Here is a 14,668-nt window from a genome sequence, read left to right on the forward strand (position 1 = left end):
CTAAAGCAGGCCTTTTTTTCTTCCGCACCCGGAGAACCTGCAACATGATGCAAGTGGTACCGCTACTGGGGCTGATCGGCCTTATCGGCCTGGCCGGACTCGCAGGCCTGCGCAAACCGGTTGCGCGCGAACGCGCAGGCGGGGGCATCCGCGCACTCGGGCTGCTCGGCCTGGGTGGGCTGGCTGGCTTGTGGATCGACGGCGCCGGTGCGATGGGCGCGTTCGGCGCGCTCGGGCTGTGGAATCATCAGTCGGCCGCGCTCGCCACCTGGGGACGGCTCGGCTGGGCCGGACTGGTCGGGCTGCCGTTCGCGATCGGCGCACTGCTCTGAAACGGCGCGGCCCCGTCGAGACGGGGCCGCGATGCGTCACACCCTGAGCGCTTTCGACAAGCGCCCGTATAGCTTCTTCGAATACGGCGGCACCAGCCCCAAAGCCTTGCGCGGGTCCCACCAGCCGCTGCGATACACGGTGCGCGGATGGCAGAACTCGTTGAACCCCTCGCGCCCGTGATACACCCCCATGCCCGAGGCGCCGACACCGCCGAAGGGCGCATCGTGTGCGGCGACCTGCAGCATCACGTCGTTGATTGCCACGCCGCCGGACAGGGTGCGCTCGAGGACCTGGCGCTCCTCGGCACGGTCGGTACCGAAGTAATACAGCGCAAGCGGACGCGGAGCGGCGTTGATGCGGTCGATGACCGCGGCGATGTCCGCATAGCGCTCCACCTGCAGCACGGGGCCGAAGATCTCCTCCCGTGCAATCCGGCTGCCGGCTGGCGGATCGACGACCAGATGCAGCGCCAGCTTGCGGCCGCCTGTGGCCAGGCCTCCACCGCAGTCCACGACACGCCCGCCTGCCGAGCGAATCTCGTCCACGTAGCCGCGGATGCGGGCGAAGTGGCGCGCGTCGATGACGGACGTCAACGCGGCATCGCCCGCCGCCGGCGGGAACAGGCGGCGGTGGACCGCCTCGCACGCCACGATGAAGGGCTCGACGAGCTCGTCCGCGACATGCACCGTGTCCGGGCTGACACAGACCTGCCCGCCGTTCATCACCTTCGCAGTCACGATGCGCTCCGCGGCGAGGCCCACATCTGCGCTGCGACCGACGATCACCGGCGACTTGCCGCCCAACTCGAGCGTGACCGGCACAAGATTTTCGGCTGCCGCCCGCATCACCCGGATGCCGGTCGTCGTGCTACCGGTAAACACCAGGTGATCGAAGGGCAAGGCGCTGAAAGCGCCGGCAACCGCAGCATCGCCGGTGAACACGGCCACCTCGTCTGCCGCGAACACATCCTGCACTGCCGACTGCAGCAGGGCCGACGTACGCGGCACGAACTCCGACGGCTTGAGCATCGCGCGGTTGCCTGCAGCGAGCGCGAATGCCAGCGGCGCCAGGGTGGTGAATAGCGGCACGTTCCACGGCCCCAGGATGCCCACCACCCCCTTGGGCATGCGCTGGACATCGACCCGGGCCCCGAACAGGTTGAACGGGACGACACCGTCGCGCCGCTCGGGCTTCATCCAGCGTCGTACCCGCCCACGCGCGTACTTGACCGTGTTGAAGGTCGCCATGACGTCGCTCATCAGCGAGGTCTCGCGCGCGCGCCCGTCAAAGTCGGCGTCGAGGGCGGCACAGAAATCGTCCGCCCGATCGCGCAGCAGGACCATCAGCCGTGTCAGGCGATCCATGCGCAGCGCCACATCCGGCGGGCCGTCACGCGTTTGCGCAGCCTTCATCGCCGCGAGGCAGGCGCGCAGCACCGTCTCGTCTGCCGCCTGCAGGCGCGCCACCTCTTCACTGTTCATCTTCATCTCGATCCTCGCTTCAGGTGGCATTCGGCATCAGCATCGTGCGGCGCGGGCGAGCTCGGCCGCGCGCTCGCCGATGACGATCGCGGTGGCATTGGTGTTGCCCGAGATCAGCCGCGGCATCACCGAGGCGTCGGCCACGCGCAGGCCGGTCACACCGCGCACCGCCAGCGTGGTATCGACCACGGCGGCGGCGTCATTGCCCATGCGGCAGGTGCCCACCGGATGATGTCCGGTGGTGCCGGCACGGCGGGCATAGTCCACCAGCTGCTCGCGCGTGGTCGCGGCCGTCCCGGGATATACCTCGCCCGCCGTGATCGCCGCCAGCGCCGGGGCCGCGGCGATGCGCCGCGCCCATTCCATGCCCGCCAGCGTGAGCTCGACATCGTGGTCAGTGCTCAGGTAGTTCATGCGCAGGCGCGGCCGCGCAGCGGGATCGGCCGACGCGAGGCTGACTGCGCCGCGCGAACTCGGCCGGCACACGTTGGGCGCCAGCGTGTAGCCCGGAAAGGCATGCAGCTTCTTGTCTTCGCCGTCCAGGTCGCCCGAGAGCGGCAACACGTGGAACTGCAGGTCCGGGCGTACGACATCCTGCCGACTGCGCAGGAAGATGCCGACCTCGGCCGCCGGCATGGTCATCGCCCCGCGCTTGCGCACGAGGTAGTTCAGCACTTCGAGCAGCACGCGCGCCCCGCCCAGGCGCGGGTTCATGGACGGCTGGCCGTCGCGCAGCCGCCACATCAGCGGCACCACCAGGTGGTCCTGCAGGTCAGCGCCCACGGCGGGCGCATCGACGCGCACCGGGATGCCGTGGCGCGCCAGCTCCGCACCCGGGCCGATGCCCGACAGCATCAGGATCTGTGGCGAGCCGATGGCGCCGGCGCACAGGATCACCTCGGCGCGCGCTGCAGCGACCCGCTCCTGCCCGCCGAGACGGTAGCGCACCCCGGTCGCCCGCCCGCCCTCGATCACCACGCCGGCAACCATCGCGCCCGTGTGCACCGTGAGGTTCTGCCGCGCGCGTGCCGGGCGCAGATAGCCATGCGCCGCCGAACACCGGCGTGCTTGCGCGATCGTCGCCTGGTAGGGCCCGACGCCCTCCTGGCGCGCGCCGTTGAAGTCGCGGGTGCGGGGAACGCCCGCCTGCTCGGCGGCACGGATCATCACCTCGGCCAGCGGCGTCGGGTCGACCAGGTCGGACACCGTGATCGGGCCGTCCTCGCCATGGTGCTCATCGACAATGCCCAGGTTGCGCTCCATGCGGCGGAAGTAAGGCGCCATCTCGGCCCAACCCCAACCCGGCGCCCCCGCGGCGACCCAGTCGTCGTAGTCCTCGTGCTGGCCGCGGACATAGAGCAGACCGTTGATCGCCGAACTGCCGCCCAGCACCTTGCCGCGCGGCAGGGGCACGCGCCTGCCGCCAAGACCAGGCTCGGCCTCGGTCTCGAACGCCCAGTTGAAAGCGCTGGACGGCTCCTGCGTCTTGCCCCAGCCGGCGGGCATGTCGATCATCAGGTTGTCGTCGCGCCCGCCGGCCTCGAGCAGCAGCACGCTGCAGGCAGGGTCTTCCGAGAGGCGGGCAGCGACCGCGCAGCCGGCGCTGCCTGCGCCCACCACGACATAGTCGAAGCTGTCCATCTCAATCCTCCCGGATCAGGGTGCAGGCGGCCACGTCGCGCCCGACGCGCGCCTCATTGACCGGCGCGGCGGGGTCGGGGCGGCCGAAGGACACGCCGAACAGGAGCTGGGCGCCGGGGGCGATGTCGAACTCGGCGCGCACGCGCTCGGGATGGAAACTGAGTGCAGTCTGCGGGCAGCTCGCATACCCCATGCTCGTGAGCGCCAGCATGAAGGTCTGCGCGCACATGCCCAGGTCGGCAGCCTCGCGGATGCCGAAACCTGCGGGCAGGAAGAAGAAGGCCACATGCGGCGCGCCGAAGAACGCGTAGTTGCGCATGAACTGCGCCTGGCGCCCGGCCTTGTCGTCGCGCGCGATGCCGGCTGCGCCATAGAGGGCTTCGGCGGCGGCAACCTGGCGCTCGCGGTACACGCCGGCATAGCGGCCGTCGTAGGGCAGGTCCGGCGCCATGTGGCCGCGCATCATGTCGGCGGAGATGGCTGCCGCGAGACGGTCGCGGGTAGCGCCGGACGCCACGGCGACGGTCCACGGCTGCGTGTTGCAGTTCGAGGGCGCCCGGCAGGCGAGCGCGAGGGCGCGCTCGATGTCGGCGCGCGGCAGCGGTTCGGCGAGAAAGGCACGTGTCGACGCGCGCCGCGCGACGATGTCGGCGAAGGCCGCCGCGAGATCGGTATCAGTCTGTTGCATGGAGAGGTTCATCCGGGTTGAGGCCGAAGGATCGGCCTGATGCATGAGTGCAGGGGCGCGCCAGCGTGGTCGCGGATCAGCGCCCCTCCCATGACGGTGCGCGCTTCTGGTTGAAGGCCATGATGCCCTCGACCACGTCGCGGCTGCCGCGCATGGCCTCGATGGCCGGGTAGCCCCCGGCATCCTGGCGGCGGATCGCCTCGTCGAGCGGCAGCGCCAGGCCGTCGCGCACCGCGGCCTTGGTCGCGCGCAGCGCCAGCGGCGCGTTGGCGCACAGCAGCGCGCACCAGCGCGCGATGGCGAAGTCCATGGCGCCGTCGTCCACCACCTCGTTCACCAGCCCCCACTCCGCCGCCTGCTCGGCGTCGATGCTGCGCGCCGTCAGCAGCAGTTCCATCGCCCGCTTCATGCCGATCTGGCGCGGCAGGCGGTGCATGCCGCCAGCGTAGGCGACGGCGCCGATGCGCGGCTCGGGCAGTGCGAAGCTGGCGCTGCGGTTGGCGAGCACGAGGTCGCAGGCCATCGCGACCTCGAAGCCGCCGCCCATGGCGATGCCCTCGACCGCGGCGATCACCGGCTTGTCGAGATCGAAGCGGCTGGTGAGGCCGCCGTAGCCGGTGGCGGGAATGGTGTAGGGGGCACCGCCTTCGAGCGCGGTGCGCATCGCACGGATGTCGCCGCCGGCCGAGAACGCCCGCCCGCCCGCGCCACGCACGACGGCGATCCAGAGTTCGTCATCGGCCGCGAAGGCGTCGAAGGCCGCGGACATCAGCGCCTGGGTTTCCGGGTCGAGCGCATTCATCGCCTCGGGCCGGTTGATGGTGACGGTCAATACATGGCCGTCGATTCGGGTCAGAACCTTGCTCATCGTTATTCAATCCTGTGCACATCAGATCGGGCTGAACGTCTCACGCAGCGACGTCGAGCAACCCCTTGAACCCGCTCGGCGCATGCGCGCCGACGATCATCTGTTCCACCACACCCTGGCCGCGACGGGGCGCCTGACCGGGTCGGTGCAGTTCAGCGCTGCACAGTGCGTGCAGATGCACCTGGGCGAAATCGTTGGGGTCGAGCACTCGGGTATCCAGGGTCTGGAACGCGGTCTCAAAGACGCCGTGATACATGCCGTGCCCCCATACAGGGTGGTTGTAGCCCTCGCCCTGCTTGTAGACGACCTCGCCACAGTTCAGCTCGACCACGATTTCGCCACCTGCGGGCAAGGTCGCGCTGATGCGCAGCCCGGCAAGCTGACGCGTGCCCGGCCGGTACGCGGCCTGATGCCTGACCGACGCCAGCTTCTGCGGCGCGCCACCGTCGACCGGCACCAGCACCGCAGCGCGGTTCCAGCCCTGCCCCTGGGCATCGTCGTTGGTGTGGAAGAAGAGCATGCAGTCGTCGAAATGCAGCGGCGCCCACAGCCAGTACCACTGCGGCTCACCTGCAGGGGCATGGGGGCGCGTGTCGCGCGGGCCCAGCGGGCGCACGCCCCAGGAGCGGTCGCGCGCACCGCGCCAGCCATGCACCGCGAGACACTCGTCGCCGAGTGCGATTTCGCCCTCCCAGGTGCCGCCCTGAGTCATGCGCGTCAGGTCCAGCACGGTGAGCGCCCCCGCACGATGGGTGAAGCGCGGCTCCTCGACCGGCGCGGCAAGCCCTGTGAATTCCAGCACGGCCTTGAAGTTGTGGGCGGCATCGTCCACCGCCACGCGCAAGCGCTTGAGCGGCTCGCGCACCTCGACTGCAATCGGGCCCACCCGGGTATCCATGCGTTCGTGATCGAGATGGCGGGAAGCGAAGACGCTGTGCTGAACGCCGTCGCGCTGGATCATGAAGGCCGCGTCGATGATGTTCAGGTGGGGGTAGACGCCAAGCGCCGCACCGAAGAACACCTTGCCGGCGGCGTCATAGCCCTGGAAGTAGTAACGGTCGTAGAAGTTGCGGTCGCTGCCGGCAAAAGCCACCGGCTCGGGCAGCTGATGGACCGGGTAATCGTCGGCGGCCGTCAGCATGCTTCGCCTCCCTGCACGAACGGTAGCCCCTGCTCGGCAGCGAGGATGCGCAGGATGCTGCTGCCACCGTTGTTCAGGTCCATGCGCTGTTCGCGCGCAACGAAGCCGCGGTCCATGAACAGGCAGCCGATGCGCGCCATGATGAGGGCGAACTTGAAGGCGCAGAACAGCTCGTAGTAGGCCAGGTTGTCCGCCTTCAGGCCGCTGTGGCGTTCCCAGTGGGCAATGGTCTCGTCGCGCGAAGGCAGGCCCTCGAGGCGTGGATAGCCGTAGCCATCGCACAGCGAGCGATCGAGCATGAGCCACCAGCCGAGATCGTCCACCGGGTTGCCCAGGTGCGCCGACTCCCAGTCGAGCACGCCGGTGCAGCGATCGTCGTCCTCGTCGAACAGGCAGTTGCCGAGCTTGGCATCGCCCCAGCACAGGCCCACCGGCCCACCCTGCGGCCGGTTCGCCTCGAGCCATGCGAGCGCAGCACGCAGCAGCGGATACGGCTCGGCAAGCGACTCGGCCCAGGCGAGGAAGTCGCGCAGACTGCGCAACTGGCGATCGAGCGGCGACTCACCCATCGTGGGCGTATCGAGAAAATTGAGGCCGAGCACCGCCACGTCGAGCCGATTGACGCGCGCCATCATCTCTACGCCGTTCAACCACACTCCACGGCGCCGCTCAACGGGCAGCGCGTGCAGCCAGCCGTCGAGGTGGTAGAGCGGGTTCTCGGTGGGCGCACGGCCGGGCATGCGCTCCATCAGGTAGAAGGGCCGCCCGAGCGGGCTGGTTTCATCCGACAGGACGCCCGCCTCGCCAAGCAGGCGCGGCACGGGAACGTCGCTACCGGCCAGGCGGGCCATGCAGCGATACTGGATCGACAGATCGTAGTGCGGGAAAAGTGCAATGTCGGCAGGTTGCAGGCGCAGCACGAGCGGGATGCGTTCGCGCACGCCCTCCTCTTCCCACAACAGGTCGAGCAGCCAGGTTTCGTTCGAAAAACCCTGGATCGGCGGGCGTACATCCACCAGTTCGATGCTGCGCTTGTGCGGCCAGCGTTCGGCCAGCCAGCTTGCCAGCGCCGCGACGATCGCGGCGGGATCCTGGTTCATGCGGGAGTCTCCTTGTCACCGTCTTCGGCGCCCGAGCGCCCCGCAGCTGCGGAGCAGTCAGGACGAAGCCAGTATAGGGAGCGCAGGAAAGGGCTGCGATTCGCATTGGCGCAACCCGAACAACGAAGCCAAGGCCCTGTTTTTAAAAGCGATACATGTCAAGAAGGCGGTGCCGGCCGTGCACCGGTCGCATTCTGGCCGACGCCCGGCGCATCAGGCTCGGGGGGGAGTCGCGGATCGAGCACGCCAAGCGCCATGGCCAGCAGGCAGTCCAGGAACACCGGCGATTCGACACGCTCGGGCGCGTCCTCCAGACCCACGCGGATCGTCGACCTCAGCGCCATGCACAGCATGTACGCGCTCATGTCACGCCGCACCGGATCCATGTCGGGCACGTAGAGCGCGACGAAAGGCCCCCAGGCGTCATCGATGTACTGGCGCGAGCTTTCGTAGGGGCCCAGGCGCATCCCCACCTGCAGGTCCGCGTGGTAACGCAGGTGGAACTCGCGGTGCAAGCGGTACAGGCGCAGTTCCACTCGCACCATGTTCTCCAGGATCTCGCGCAGCGCGCCTGCCAGCGGCATGCCCGTGACGCGTTCGCGCAGCGCTGGCACATGGACGGTGACCTCCTCATGGAGGATGTGGTTGAAAACGACGCTGACCACCGCCTCCTTGTTAGGGAAGTACTGGTAGATCGAGCCGACGGCGACGCCCGAGACCTCGGCAAGCCGGTTCACCGTCAGCGCCTCCGCCCCCTCGCGCTCCAGGATGTGGATGCAGGCCTCGACCAGTGCCGTCACCAGCGAGCGCGAACGCGACTGGGTGGGCAGCTTGCGGGGAGCGGGCAGGCGCCCGGGGGCGGGTACGTCGATGAGTAAAGTCTTCTTGCTGGCCATGAGAATGCGAGGCATGTCCGCAGACGTCGCGGGAAATGCCATTTTCCATATTCAAATCAGCAACCTGCATCCCGGATGCGGCGCCCTGCAATACGAATTCCAGACCTGCGGGCGCACGTCCCATACTTTCGGACACACGCTTTCACCGCGGACATCTCAACTCTAACAAAGCTGGAGACAGGACATGAAAGCACACGGAGACACGCCATGAGCGGAGGCAGCATCGGACCACTGCTGGCCGCCGACGAAGGCTTCAACCATCAGATCGTCGATACCTTCGCCAGCGTCGCGCACACCGACCCCGCATGGACGGAGAAGGTGTGCGGCATGGCTGCCGCGCGCGACGGCTCGCTGCAGGTGGGCTTCGGCTTCGGCAAATATGTGAACCGCAACGTGGTCGATGGCTACGGCGGCGTCTCGCGCGGGGTCGCGCAATGGGCGGTGCAGGCCAGCCGCGCGTTGTCGCGCGCGCCCGACAGCATCGGCGTCGGCCCCCTCCACTACGAGGTCATCGAGCCGCTCAGGCGCATCCGCGTAAGGCTGGACGCGACCGACGTGCAGCCGATCGCCTTCGACCTCGAGCTCGAAGGCATCGTGCCCTGCTTCGTCGAGGCGCGCGAAGACCGCCGTGGCCTCACCGGCTACCGCCGTACCGCGGACCAGATCCGCTACCACCAGACCGGCCATGCCCGCGGCTGGGTCGAGCTCGAGGGCCGGCGCACCGAGGTGACGCCCGACACCTGGATCATGACCCGCGACCACTCCTGGGGCATCCGCCCGGCGGTCGGCCAGCCGCTCACCGACCTCGCGCCCGAGCCGGTGGACTCCGCCCACATGCGCGTGCTCGCGATCTGGAACCCGCTCTATTTCCAGGCGGCCGACGGCAGCACCTACGCCTATCACCAGTACTACCTGCATTACGCCGCCCAGGGCTTCGAACAGAAGCAGGTGCAAGGCCACTTCGAATACGCCGACGGGCGCCGGGTGCCGGTCGCGGCGATCGAGCCCGCGCTGCGTTTCGACCCGCGCAACCGCCGTCTGCTCGGCGGCGTCTTTCATCTGCGCATGGCCGACGGCAGCACCCGCGAACTGCGCGCGCGCCCGCTGGGCGATACCGGCTTCCACCTTGGCGGCGGTGGCTACCACCGACTCGACGGCAAGAACCATGGCAGCTACCGCGGCCCATTGCACGTCGAGGGCGAGCACTTCGCCGACTGTTCGCAGCCCGAAGCGGTCGCCATCCTCAACCAGTTCCGCGACTGCATGATCGAGGTCGTCGACAGCGCCACGGGCGCCACCGGCTGGGGCAACTGTCAGACCTACGTGTCCGGCGCCTGGCCCGAATTCGACTTGCCCGAACTCGGCCTGCCCGCATGAGCACGCCCGTCGCAAGCGCGGCCCCGCGCTGCAAGCTGCCCGCGCTGCCGCCGGGGCGGCACTACCGCTACCACGTCATGGTCAAGCCGGCCGGCGCGCTGTGCAACCTCGACTGTCCGTACTGCTTCTACCTGCACAAGACCGACCTGCTGCAGCACGGTCGCAACGCGCGCATGGACACGGGGCTGCTGGAGACCCACATCCGCCAGTACATCGAGGCCCAGACCGGCGACGAGGTGGTGTTCTCCTGGCAGGGCGGCGAACCCACGGTGATGGGGCTGGACTTCTTCCGCCGCGTGGTCGAACTGCAGGCGCGCCACCGCAAGCCCGGCCAGCGCATCGAGAACGACCTGCAGACCAACGGCCTGCTGCTCGACGACGAATGGGTCGCCTTCCTGAAGGCCCACGGCCTCGTCGTCGGCCTCAGCGTGGACGGCACCCGCGAACTGCACGACCGCTACCGCCCGACCAAGGGCGGCGAGCCCACCTACGATCGCGTCATCGCCGCCGCCAATCGGCTGGCGGTGGCCGAGGTCCCCTTCTCCCTGCTGTGCGTGGTCAATCGCGACGTCGCGCGCGCGCCGCTCGAGGTCTATCGCAGCCTGCGCGCGATCCCGGGCAGCTTCCGCATCCAGTTCACGCCCTGCGTCGAGACCCGCGACTTCAAGCTGCGCGCGCCCGGTCTCGCCCGACCGGCCGACATGCCGCTGCTCGGCACGCCACGCACACGGCCCGACCACCCGCTGTCCATCGTCACCGAGTGGTCGGTCGATGCCCGCGACTATGGCGACTTCCTGTGTGCCGTGTGGGCGGAATGGCTGGCGCAGGACTTCGGCCGCCTGCACATCAATGTGTTCGAGACCGCGGTCGCGCAATCGCTCGGCCTGCCTGCGCAGATGTGCACCAGCGCGCCGGTATGCGGCAAGGCGATGGCGCTGGAGCACGACGGCGAACTCTATGCCTGCGACCACTTCGTCTATCCGGAGTACCGCCTCGGCAACATCCGCGAGGTGCACCAGGGCGACCTCGCCTTCGCCGACAAGCAGGTCCGCTTCGGCCTCGCCAAGCACGACAGCCTGCCTGGTCACTGCCGGCGCTGCCCGCAGCTGCAGCTGTGCTGGGGCGAGTGCCCGAAGAACCGCTTGCTGCGCACACCGGAAGGCGAGCCCGGCCTGAACTACCTGTGCGAAGGCCTCGCCGCCTTCTACGCCCGCGTCACGCGGGACATGCCGGAAATCCGGCGCCGGCTCGGTGTGCGTACACCGGGTCCGATCATCCCAAACTGAGGAGACAGCCATGAACAAGAACCGACCGATGCGGACACCCGGCACAAACCCCCGACGGGCCCTCGCCGGTGCCATGCTCGCCGCGGCCCTCGCCGGCACGGCGCCCGCCAAGGCGCAGGCCAAGCCACCCAACATCCTGGTGATCATGAGCGACGACGTCGGCCACACCAACGTCGGCGCGTACAGCCACGGCATGATGGTGCCCACGCCCAACATCGACCGCATCGCCCGCGAAGGCCTGCTGTTTACCGACCACTACGCCCACCCCAGCTCCACCCCGGGGCGCGGCGCCTTCATCACCGGCCAGCTGCCGATCCGCACCGGCCTCACCACCGTCGGCCTGCCCGGCTCGCCGGTCGGGCTGGACGCGCGCGATCCGACCCTGGCGAAAGTGCTCAAGAGCGCCGGCTATCGTACCGGCCAGTTCGGCAAGAACCACCTCGGCGACCGCAATGAGCATCTGCCTACGGTGCACGGCTTCGACGAGTTCTTCGGCAATCTCTACCACCTCAATACCGAGGAAGAGCCCGAGCTGGCGATGTGGAAACAGGACCCCGGCTTCAACAGCCGCTACCGCCCGCGCGGCGTGCTCGACTGCGTCGCCAGCGCCACCGACGACAGTGCCCCCGACCCCCGCTTCGGCGCCTGGGGCAAGCAGCGCTGCAAGGACACCGGCGCGCTGACCTCGAAACGCATGGAAACCGCGGACGAGGAATTCCTCGCCCGCACGCAGGACTTCATGGAGCGCGCGGCCCAGGCCGGTGAGCCCTTCTTCGCCTGGTTCAACCCGACGCGCATGCACATCTACACCCACCTGAAGGAGGAATCCCGCAGCCTGGCCAATGACATCTCGTCCGAGTTCGACGTATTCGGCAGCGGCATGATGGAGCACGACGGCCACGTCGGCCAGTTGCTCGCCCACCTCGACAAGCTGGGCATCGCGCGCGACACCATCGTCATCTACACCACGGATAACGGCGCCATGTCGGCCTGGTGGCCCGATGGCGGCACCACCCCCTTCCGCGGCGAGAAGGCCACCACCTGGGAGGGCGGCGTGCGGGTGCCGATGCTGGTGCGCTGGCCGGCGGCGATCCCTGCCGGCTCGGTATCCAACGGCATCCAGACGCACGAGGACCTGTTCACCACGCTGGCCGCCGCCGCCGGGGTGACAGGTGTGGCGGAACGCCTGCGCAAGAGCCATCAGGTCTGCATCGACGGTGTGGATAACCTGGCCCACTGGACCGGCGAAGCCCCGTCGGCGCGCAACGTGGTCCACTACTACGACGAGAGCAAATACACCGCGATCCGCATCGGTCCCTGGAAGAGCCACTTCCAGACGCGCGAGGGCTTCTTCGACAGCCACAAGCCGAGCTCGCTGGTGTTCAACCTGCGCATGGATCCCTATGAGCAACACGGCGGGCAAAAAAGCAACGACCTCGCCATGCGGATGGGGGTGGCTTTCGGCGGCCAGGTAGCGGACGCAGTCGGCGCCCACCTTGCCAGCCTCCAGGCCTGCCCGCCACGGCAGAAGGGCGGCTCCCTGCGGATGGGCGCGCAATGAGCGACACCGCAACAAGCCCTTCCACGGACGCATCCTCTACACCATGCGGGCATGCTGCCCTCAGGAGCTCGTATGACTGATCCAAAGCTCCTCGGCTGCGCCGCACTGATCAGCTTCTTCATCGGCTCGGCAGCCATCGCCGAACCCGCCCCAGGGGGCCGGCTGTTTGATGATCTCAACAAGTACGCATCCTTCGGCGCGCACCGGACCGGAACACCCGCAGACCTTGAGACCAGCGCTTGGATGGCCCGCGAAATCGAGGCCGCCGGCATTTCGGTGGAGCGCCGCCCCTTCAGCGTGAACCGCTTCGTCCCCGACTCGGCAGAGTTGATCACCGCCGGTGGCACCGTGGCGGGATTCCCGGCCTGGTTCCCGGCAATCACACCGCCATCCGGCACACCGGCGCCCCTGGTCCAACTGCGTGCCGACGGCGGGCTGGAGGGCCCGACGAACTCGATCGCCTGGGTCGATGGCGACACGGCCGGCGTCTGGCATGAAGTTGACGTCGCCCTTTGGGCTGAACGGGCCGCCACGGCCGGCGCCGTCGGACTCGTTCTCGCGATCGACCACCCTTCGGGCAAGCTCTACCAACAGAATGCCAAGCCCCCTCATGTACAGGCGCCGCTGCCGCTGCCTGTATTGATCGTTCCGGCCTCCAGTGCTCCAACGATCAGGCAGGCGCTCGGCCAGGACGTCACCTTGCGCGTCACGGGCGTTCAGGAGGAGGCCCATGGCATCAATCTGTTGGGCCGCGTACGGCGCGGCACGGGTCCGTGGGTTGTCGTCTCGACCCCGACCAGTGGCTGGTTCGGCGCCGCAGGCGAACGCGGCCCCGGTGTCGCGTTGTGGCTCAGCCTCGCGCGCGCGATGGCCGCGCAGGAGGGGCGCACGAACTATCTGTTCGTCGCTGCAAGCGGGCACGAGCTGGACTACCTTGGCGCCCGCACTCTACTCGGCGAAGGCGTTCTGCCGCCCCCCGAGGCCGTGCGTGCGTGGCTGCATCTAGGCGCCTCGATCGGCACCCGCGACTGGGAGATTCGCGACGGTCGTGCTGTACCGCTGGAACGAATGCAGCCGAACAGCTACGCATTTGCGAACGAGCAGCTCCAGGAGCGGTTGCATCGCGCACTCGCGGAAGTCACCGCCATCAGGGTGTTGCCCGTCGAGCATCTGCCGGAAAGCCGCGGCGGCGAGCTGACGCTGTACCGCGATGCGGGCTATCCGGTGGCTGGCTTCGTCGGCAGTCATCGCTACTTCCACACACCCCGCGACCAGCCGGATGTCACCTCTCCCGCCCTGCTGGCCCCTTTCGACCGGGCACTCCAGCAGTTCCTGAACGATCTGTCGTCGGGAGACTAGAACCATGACCATGCTGAAACGTTCGGTGGCCTGCACGCTGATCGTGATACTGCTGCTGATTGCCGGCCTCATTGTCGTCCTGCAGGACCGACGCGCTGAGGCTGCTGCTGGCACGCGCATCGTCATCGGCGGCCCAGCAGGTGACCTGGTCTACCACCGTCTTGGTCAAGGCGAGGCAGTGGTGCTATTGCCCAGCTTCGCCCGCTCTGCGGCCGACTTCAATCAGCTGGCCCAGGCGCTGGCGGATGCCGGCTATCGCAGCCTGGCCATTCAGCCGCAGGGCATAGAGGGGTCGGCGTTCGGCAGCCTGGATGTGAGCCTGGCCGACTACGCCGCTGACATCGCCGCCGTGCTCGACGCCGAGGGCGTCGCCACTGCGCACGCGGTAGTCGGCCACGCGTACGGCAACCGGGTTGCCCGTGTGTTCGCCGTCAATCATCCGGAGAGAGTGCGCAAGCTCGTCTTGCTGGCCGCTGGGGGCGGCAAGCCGCCCCCGCCCGACATCAACGCCGCGATCCGCAAGGCGGTGTTCGGTTTCGACGGCGCAGCGCGGGACGCGGCGATCGCGCTCGCCTTCTTCGCGGGCGAAACCGTGCCCGCGGCCTGGGTCAAGGGCTGGTATCCGCTCGCGGCACTGCACCAGACGCGCGCGACCACCGCACAATCCTATTCGAGCTGGAGCCATGGCGGCTCGGCGCCGATGCTGATCCTGCAGCCGGCCGACGACACTGCCGCCGCGCCCGCAGACTCGGAGAAGCTTGCGACACAGCTCGGCGAGCGGGCGACCCGCCATGTCATCGCCAACGCCGGCCACGCCCTGCTGCCGGAGCAGGCCGAAGCGGTGGCCTTGCACATCCTGCGCTACCTGGATACGCCTGAAGAACGGTGATGTTCGCCGTCCGCTCGATGCTCTAGAATTCAGCACTTAATTCTGTAC

General features: G+C 68.5%; 13 protein-coding genes. 6 read left to right on the plus strand and 7 right to left on the minus strand.

The features are described from left to right. Positions 1-44 precede the first annotated feature (44 nt). On the plus strand, positions 45-332 hold the full coding sequence (locus B447_RS09520; protein WP_002939082.1) for a hypothetical protein: 288 nt from the start codon (positions 45-47) through the stop codon (positions 330-332). 36 nt (positions 333-368) lie between these two features. On the opposite strand, the gene B447_RS09525 is transcribed toward B447_RS09520, so the two are convergent. From B447_RS09525 to B447_RS09555, 7 genes are all read right to left on the minus strand, one after another. Continuing rightward, positions 369-1,820 carry an aldehyde dehydrogenase family protein gene (locus B447_RS09525; RefSeq protein ID WP_002939085.1) on the minus strand — a complete coding sequence of 484 codons (1,452 nt, stop codon included), beginning with the start codon at positions 1,818-1,820 and terminating at the stop codon, positions 369-371. A gap of 30 nt (positions 1,821-1,850) precedes the next feature. Beyond that, positions 1,851-3,455 carry a GMC family oxidoreductase gene (locus B447_RS09530; RefSeq protein WP_002939086.1) on the minus strand — a complete coding sequence of 535 codons (1,605 nt, stop codon included), beginning with the start codon at positions 3,453-3,455 and terminating at the stop codon, positions 1,851-1,853. Position 3,456: 1 nt separating this feature from the next. After that, positions 3,457-4,143 carry a nitroreductase gene (locus B447_RS09535; protein WP_002939088.1) on the minus strand — a complete coding sequence of 229 codons (687 nt, stop codon included), beginning with the start codon at positions 4,141-4,143 and terminating at the stop codon, positions 3,457-3,459. A 76-nt stretch (positions 4,144-4,219) separates the two neighbouring features. Next, a complete protein-coding gene (locus B447_RS09540; protein ID WP_002939090.1) occupies positions 4,220-5,011 on the minus strand; it encodes an enoyl-CoA hydratase-related protein in 792 nt (263 codons plus the stop codon). A gap of 40 nt (positions 5,012-5,051) precedes the next feature. Further along, on the minus strand, positions 5,052-6,152 hold the full coding sequence (locus tag B447_RS09545; RefSeq protein WP_002939092.1) for a hypothetical protein: 1,101 nt from the start codon (positions 6,150-6,152) through the stop codon (positions 5,052-5,054). Then, positions 6,146-7,252: a phosphotransferase family protein gene (locus B447_RS09550; protein WP_002939094.1), complete on the minus strand. Its 1,107-nt coding sequence runs from the start codon at positions 7,250-7,252 to the stop codon at positions 6,146-6,148. Before B447_RS09550 ends, B447_RS09545 begins: the two co-directional genes overlap by 7 nt. Before the next feature lie 158 nt (positions 7,253-7,410). Then, positions 7,411-8,163 (minus strand): TetR/AcrR family transcriptional regulator, encoded by a 753-nt coding sequence (locus B447_RS09555; protein WP_232431602.1) that lies wholly within the window; start codon positions 8,161-8,163, stop codon positions 7,411-7,413. A 192-nt stretch (positions 8,164-8,355) separates the two neighbouring features. Here B447_RS09555 and B447_RS09560 point away from each other — a divergent pair, with 192 nt between their 5' ends. From B447_RS09560 to B447_RS09580, 5 genes are all read left to right on the plus strand, one after another. Then, complete coding sequence (locus tag B447_RS09560; protein ID WP_002939098.1) at positions 8,356-9,525, plus strand: hypothetical protein; 1,170 nt, start codon at positions 8,356-8,358, stop codon at positions 9,523-9,525. Further along, complete coding sequence (locus B447_RS09565) at positions 9,522-10,811, plus strand: anaerobic sulfatase maturase (protein ID WP_002939099.1); 1,290 nt, start codon at positions 9,522-9,524, stop codon at positions 10,809-10,811. Before B447_RS09560 ends, B447_RS09565 begins: the two co-directional genes overlap by 4 nt. 10 nt (positions 10,812-10,821) lie before the next feature. Continuing rightward, complete coding sequence (locus B447_RS09570) at positions 10,822-12,372, plus strand: arylsulfatase (RefSeq protein ID WP_002939100.1); 1,551 nt, start codon at positions 10,822-10,824, stop codon at positions 12,370-12,372. Positions 12,373-12,444: 72 nt separating this feature from the next. Next, the gene (locus B447_RS09575) at positions 12,445-13,731 is read left to right on the plus strand and encodes a hypothetical protein (RefSeq protein ID WP_002939102.1); all 1,287 of its coding nucleotides are present in this window, start codon (positions 12,445-12,447) and stop codon (positions 13,729-13,731) included. 4 nt (positions 13,732-13,735) lie between these two features. After that, a complete protein-coding gene (locus B447_RS09580) occupies positions 13,736-14,620 on the plus strand; it encodes an alpha/beta fold hydrolase (RefSeq protein ID WP_002939104.1) in 885 nt (294 codons plus the stop codon). The last annotated feature ends 48 nt before the right edge of the window (positions 14,621-14,668 follow it).

Source organism: Thauera sp. 27 (assembly GCF_000310125.2).
Lineage (GTDB): Bacteria > Pseudomonadota > Gammaproteobacteria > Burkholderiales > Rhodocyclaceae > Thauera > Thauera mechernichensis.

What these genes read in the sequence shown, in the direction of transcription:
- B447_RS09555 (WP_232431602.1), bottom strand. Translation starts at nt 8,163, where the DNA reads ATGCCTCGCATTCTCATGGCCAGCAAGAAGACTTTACTCATCGACGTA.
- B447_RS09540 (WP_002939090.1), bottom strand. Translation starts at nt 5,011, where the DNA reads ATGAGCAAGGTTCTGACCCGAATCGACGGCCATGTATTGACCGTCACC.
- B447_RS09520 (WP_002939082.1), top strand. Translation starts at nt 45, where the DNA reads ATGATGCAAGTGGTACCGCTACTGGGGCTGATCGGCCTTATCGGCCTG.
- B447_RS09545 (WP_002939092.1), bottom strand. Translation starts at nt 6,152, where the DNA reads ATGCTGACGGCCGCCGACGATTACCCGGTCCATCAGCTGCCCGAGCCG.
- B447_RS09560 (WP_002939098.1), top strand. Translation starts at nt 8,356, where the DNA reads ATGAGCGGAGGCAGCATCGGACCACTGCTGGCCGCCGACGAAGGCTTC.
- B447_RS09575 (WP_002939102.1), top strand. Translation starts at nt 12,445, where the DNA reads ATGACTGATCCAAAGCTCCTCGGCTGCGCCGCACTGATCAGCTTCTTC.
- B447_RS09550 (WP_002939094.1), bottom strand. Translation starts at nt 7,252, where the DNA reads ATGAACCAGGATCCCGCCGCGATCGTCGCGGCGCTGGCAAGCTGGCTG.
- B447_RS09565 (WP_002939099.1), top strand. Translation starts at nt 9,522, where the DNA reads ATGAGCACGCCCGTCGCAAGCGCGGCCCCGCGCTGCAAGCTGCCCGCG.
- B447_RS09580 (WP_002939104.1), top strand. Translation starts at nt 13,736, where the DNA reads ATGACCATGCTGAAACGTTCGGTGGCCTGCACGCTGATCGTGATACTG.
- B447_RS09570 (WP_002939100.1), top strand. Translation starts at nt 10,822, where the DNA reads ATGAACAAGAACCGACCGATGCGGACACCCGGCACAAACCCCCGACGG.
- B447_RS09525 (WP_002939085.1), bottom strand. Translation starts at nt 1,820, where the DNA reads ATGAAGATGAACAGTGAAGAGGTGGCGCGCCTGCAGGCGGCAGACGAG.
- B447_RS09535 (WP_002939088.1), bottom strand. Translation starts at nt 4,143, where the DNA reads ATGCAACAGACTGATACCGATCTCGCGGCGGCCTTCGCCGACATCGTC.
- B447_RS09530 (WP_002939086.1), bottom strand. Translation starts at nt 3,455, where the DNA reads ATGGACAGCTTCGACTATGTCGTGGTGGGCGCAGGCAGCGCCGGCTGC.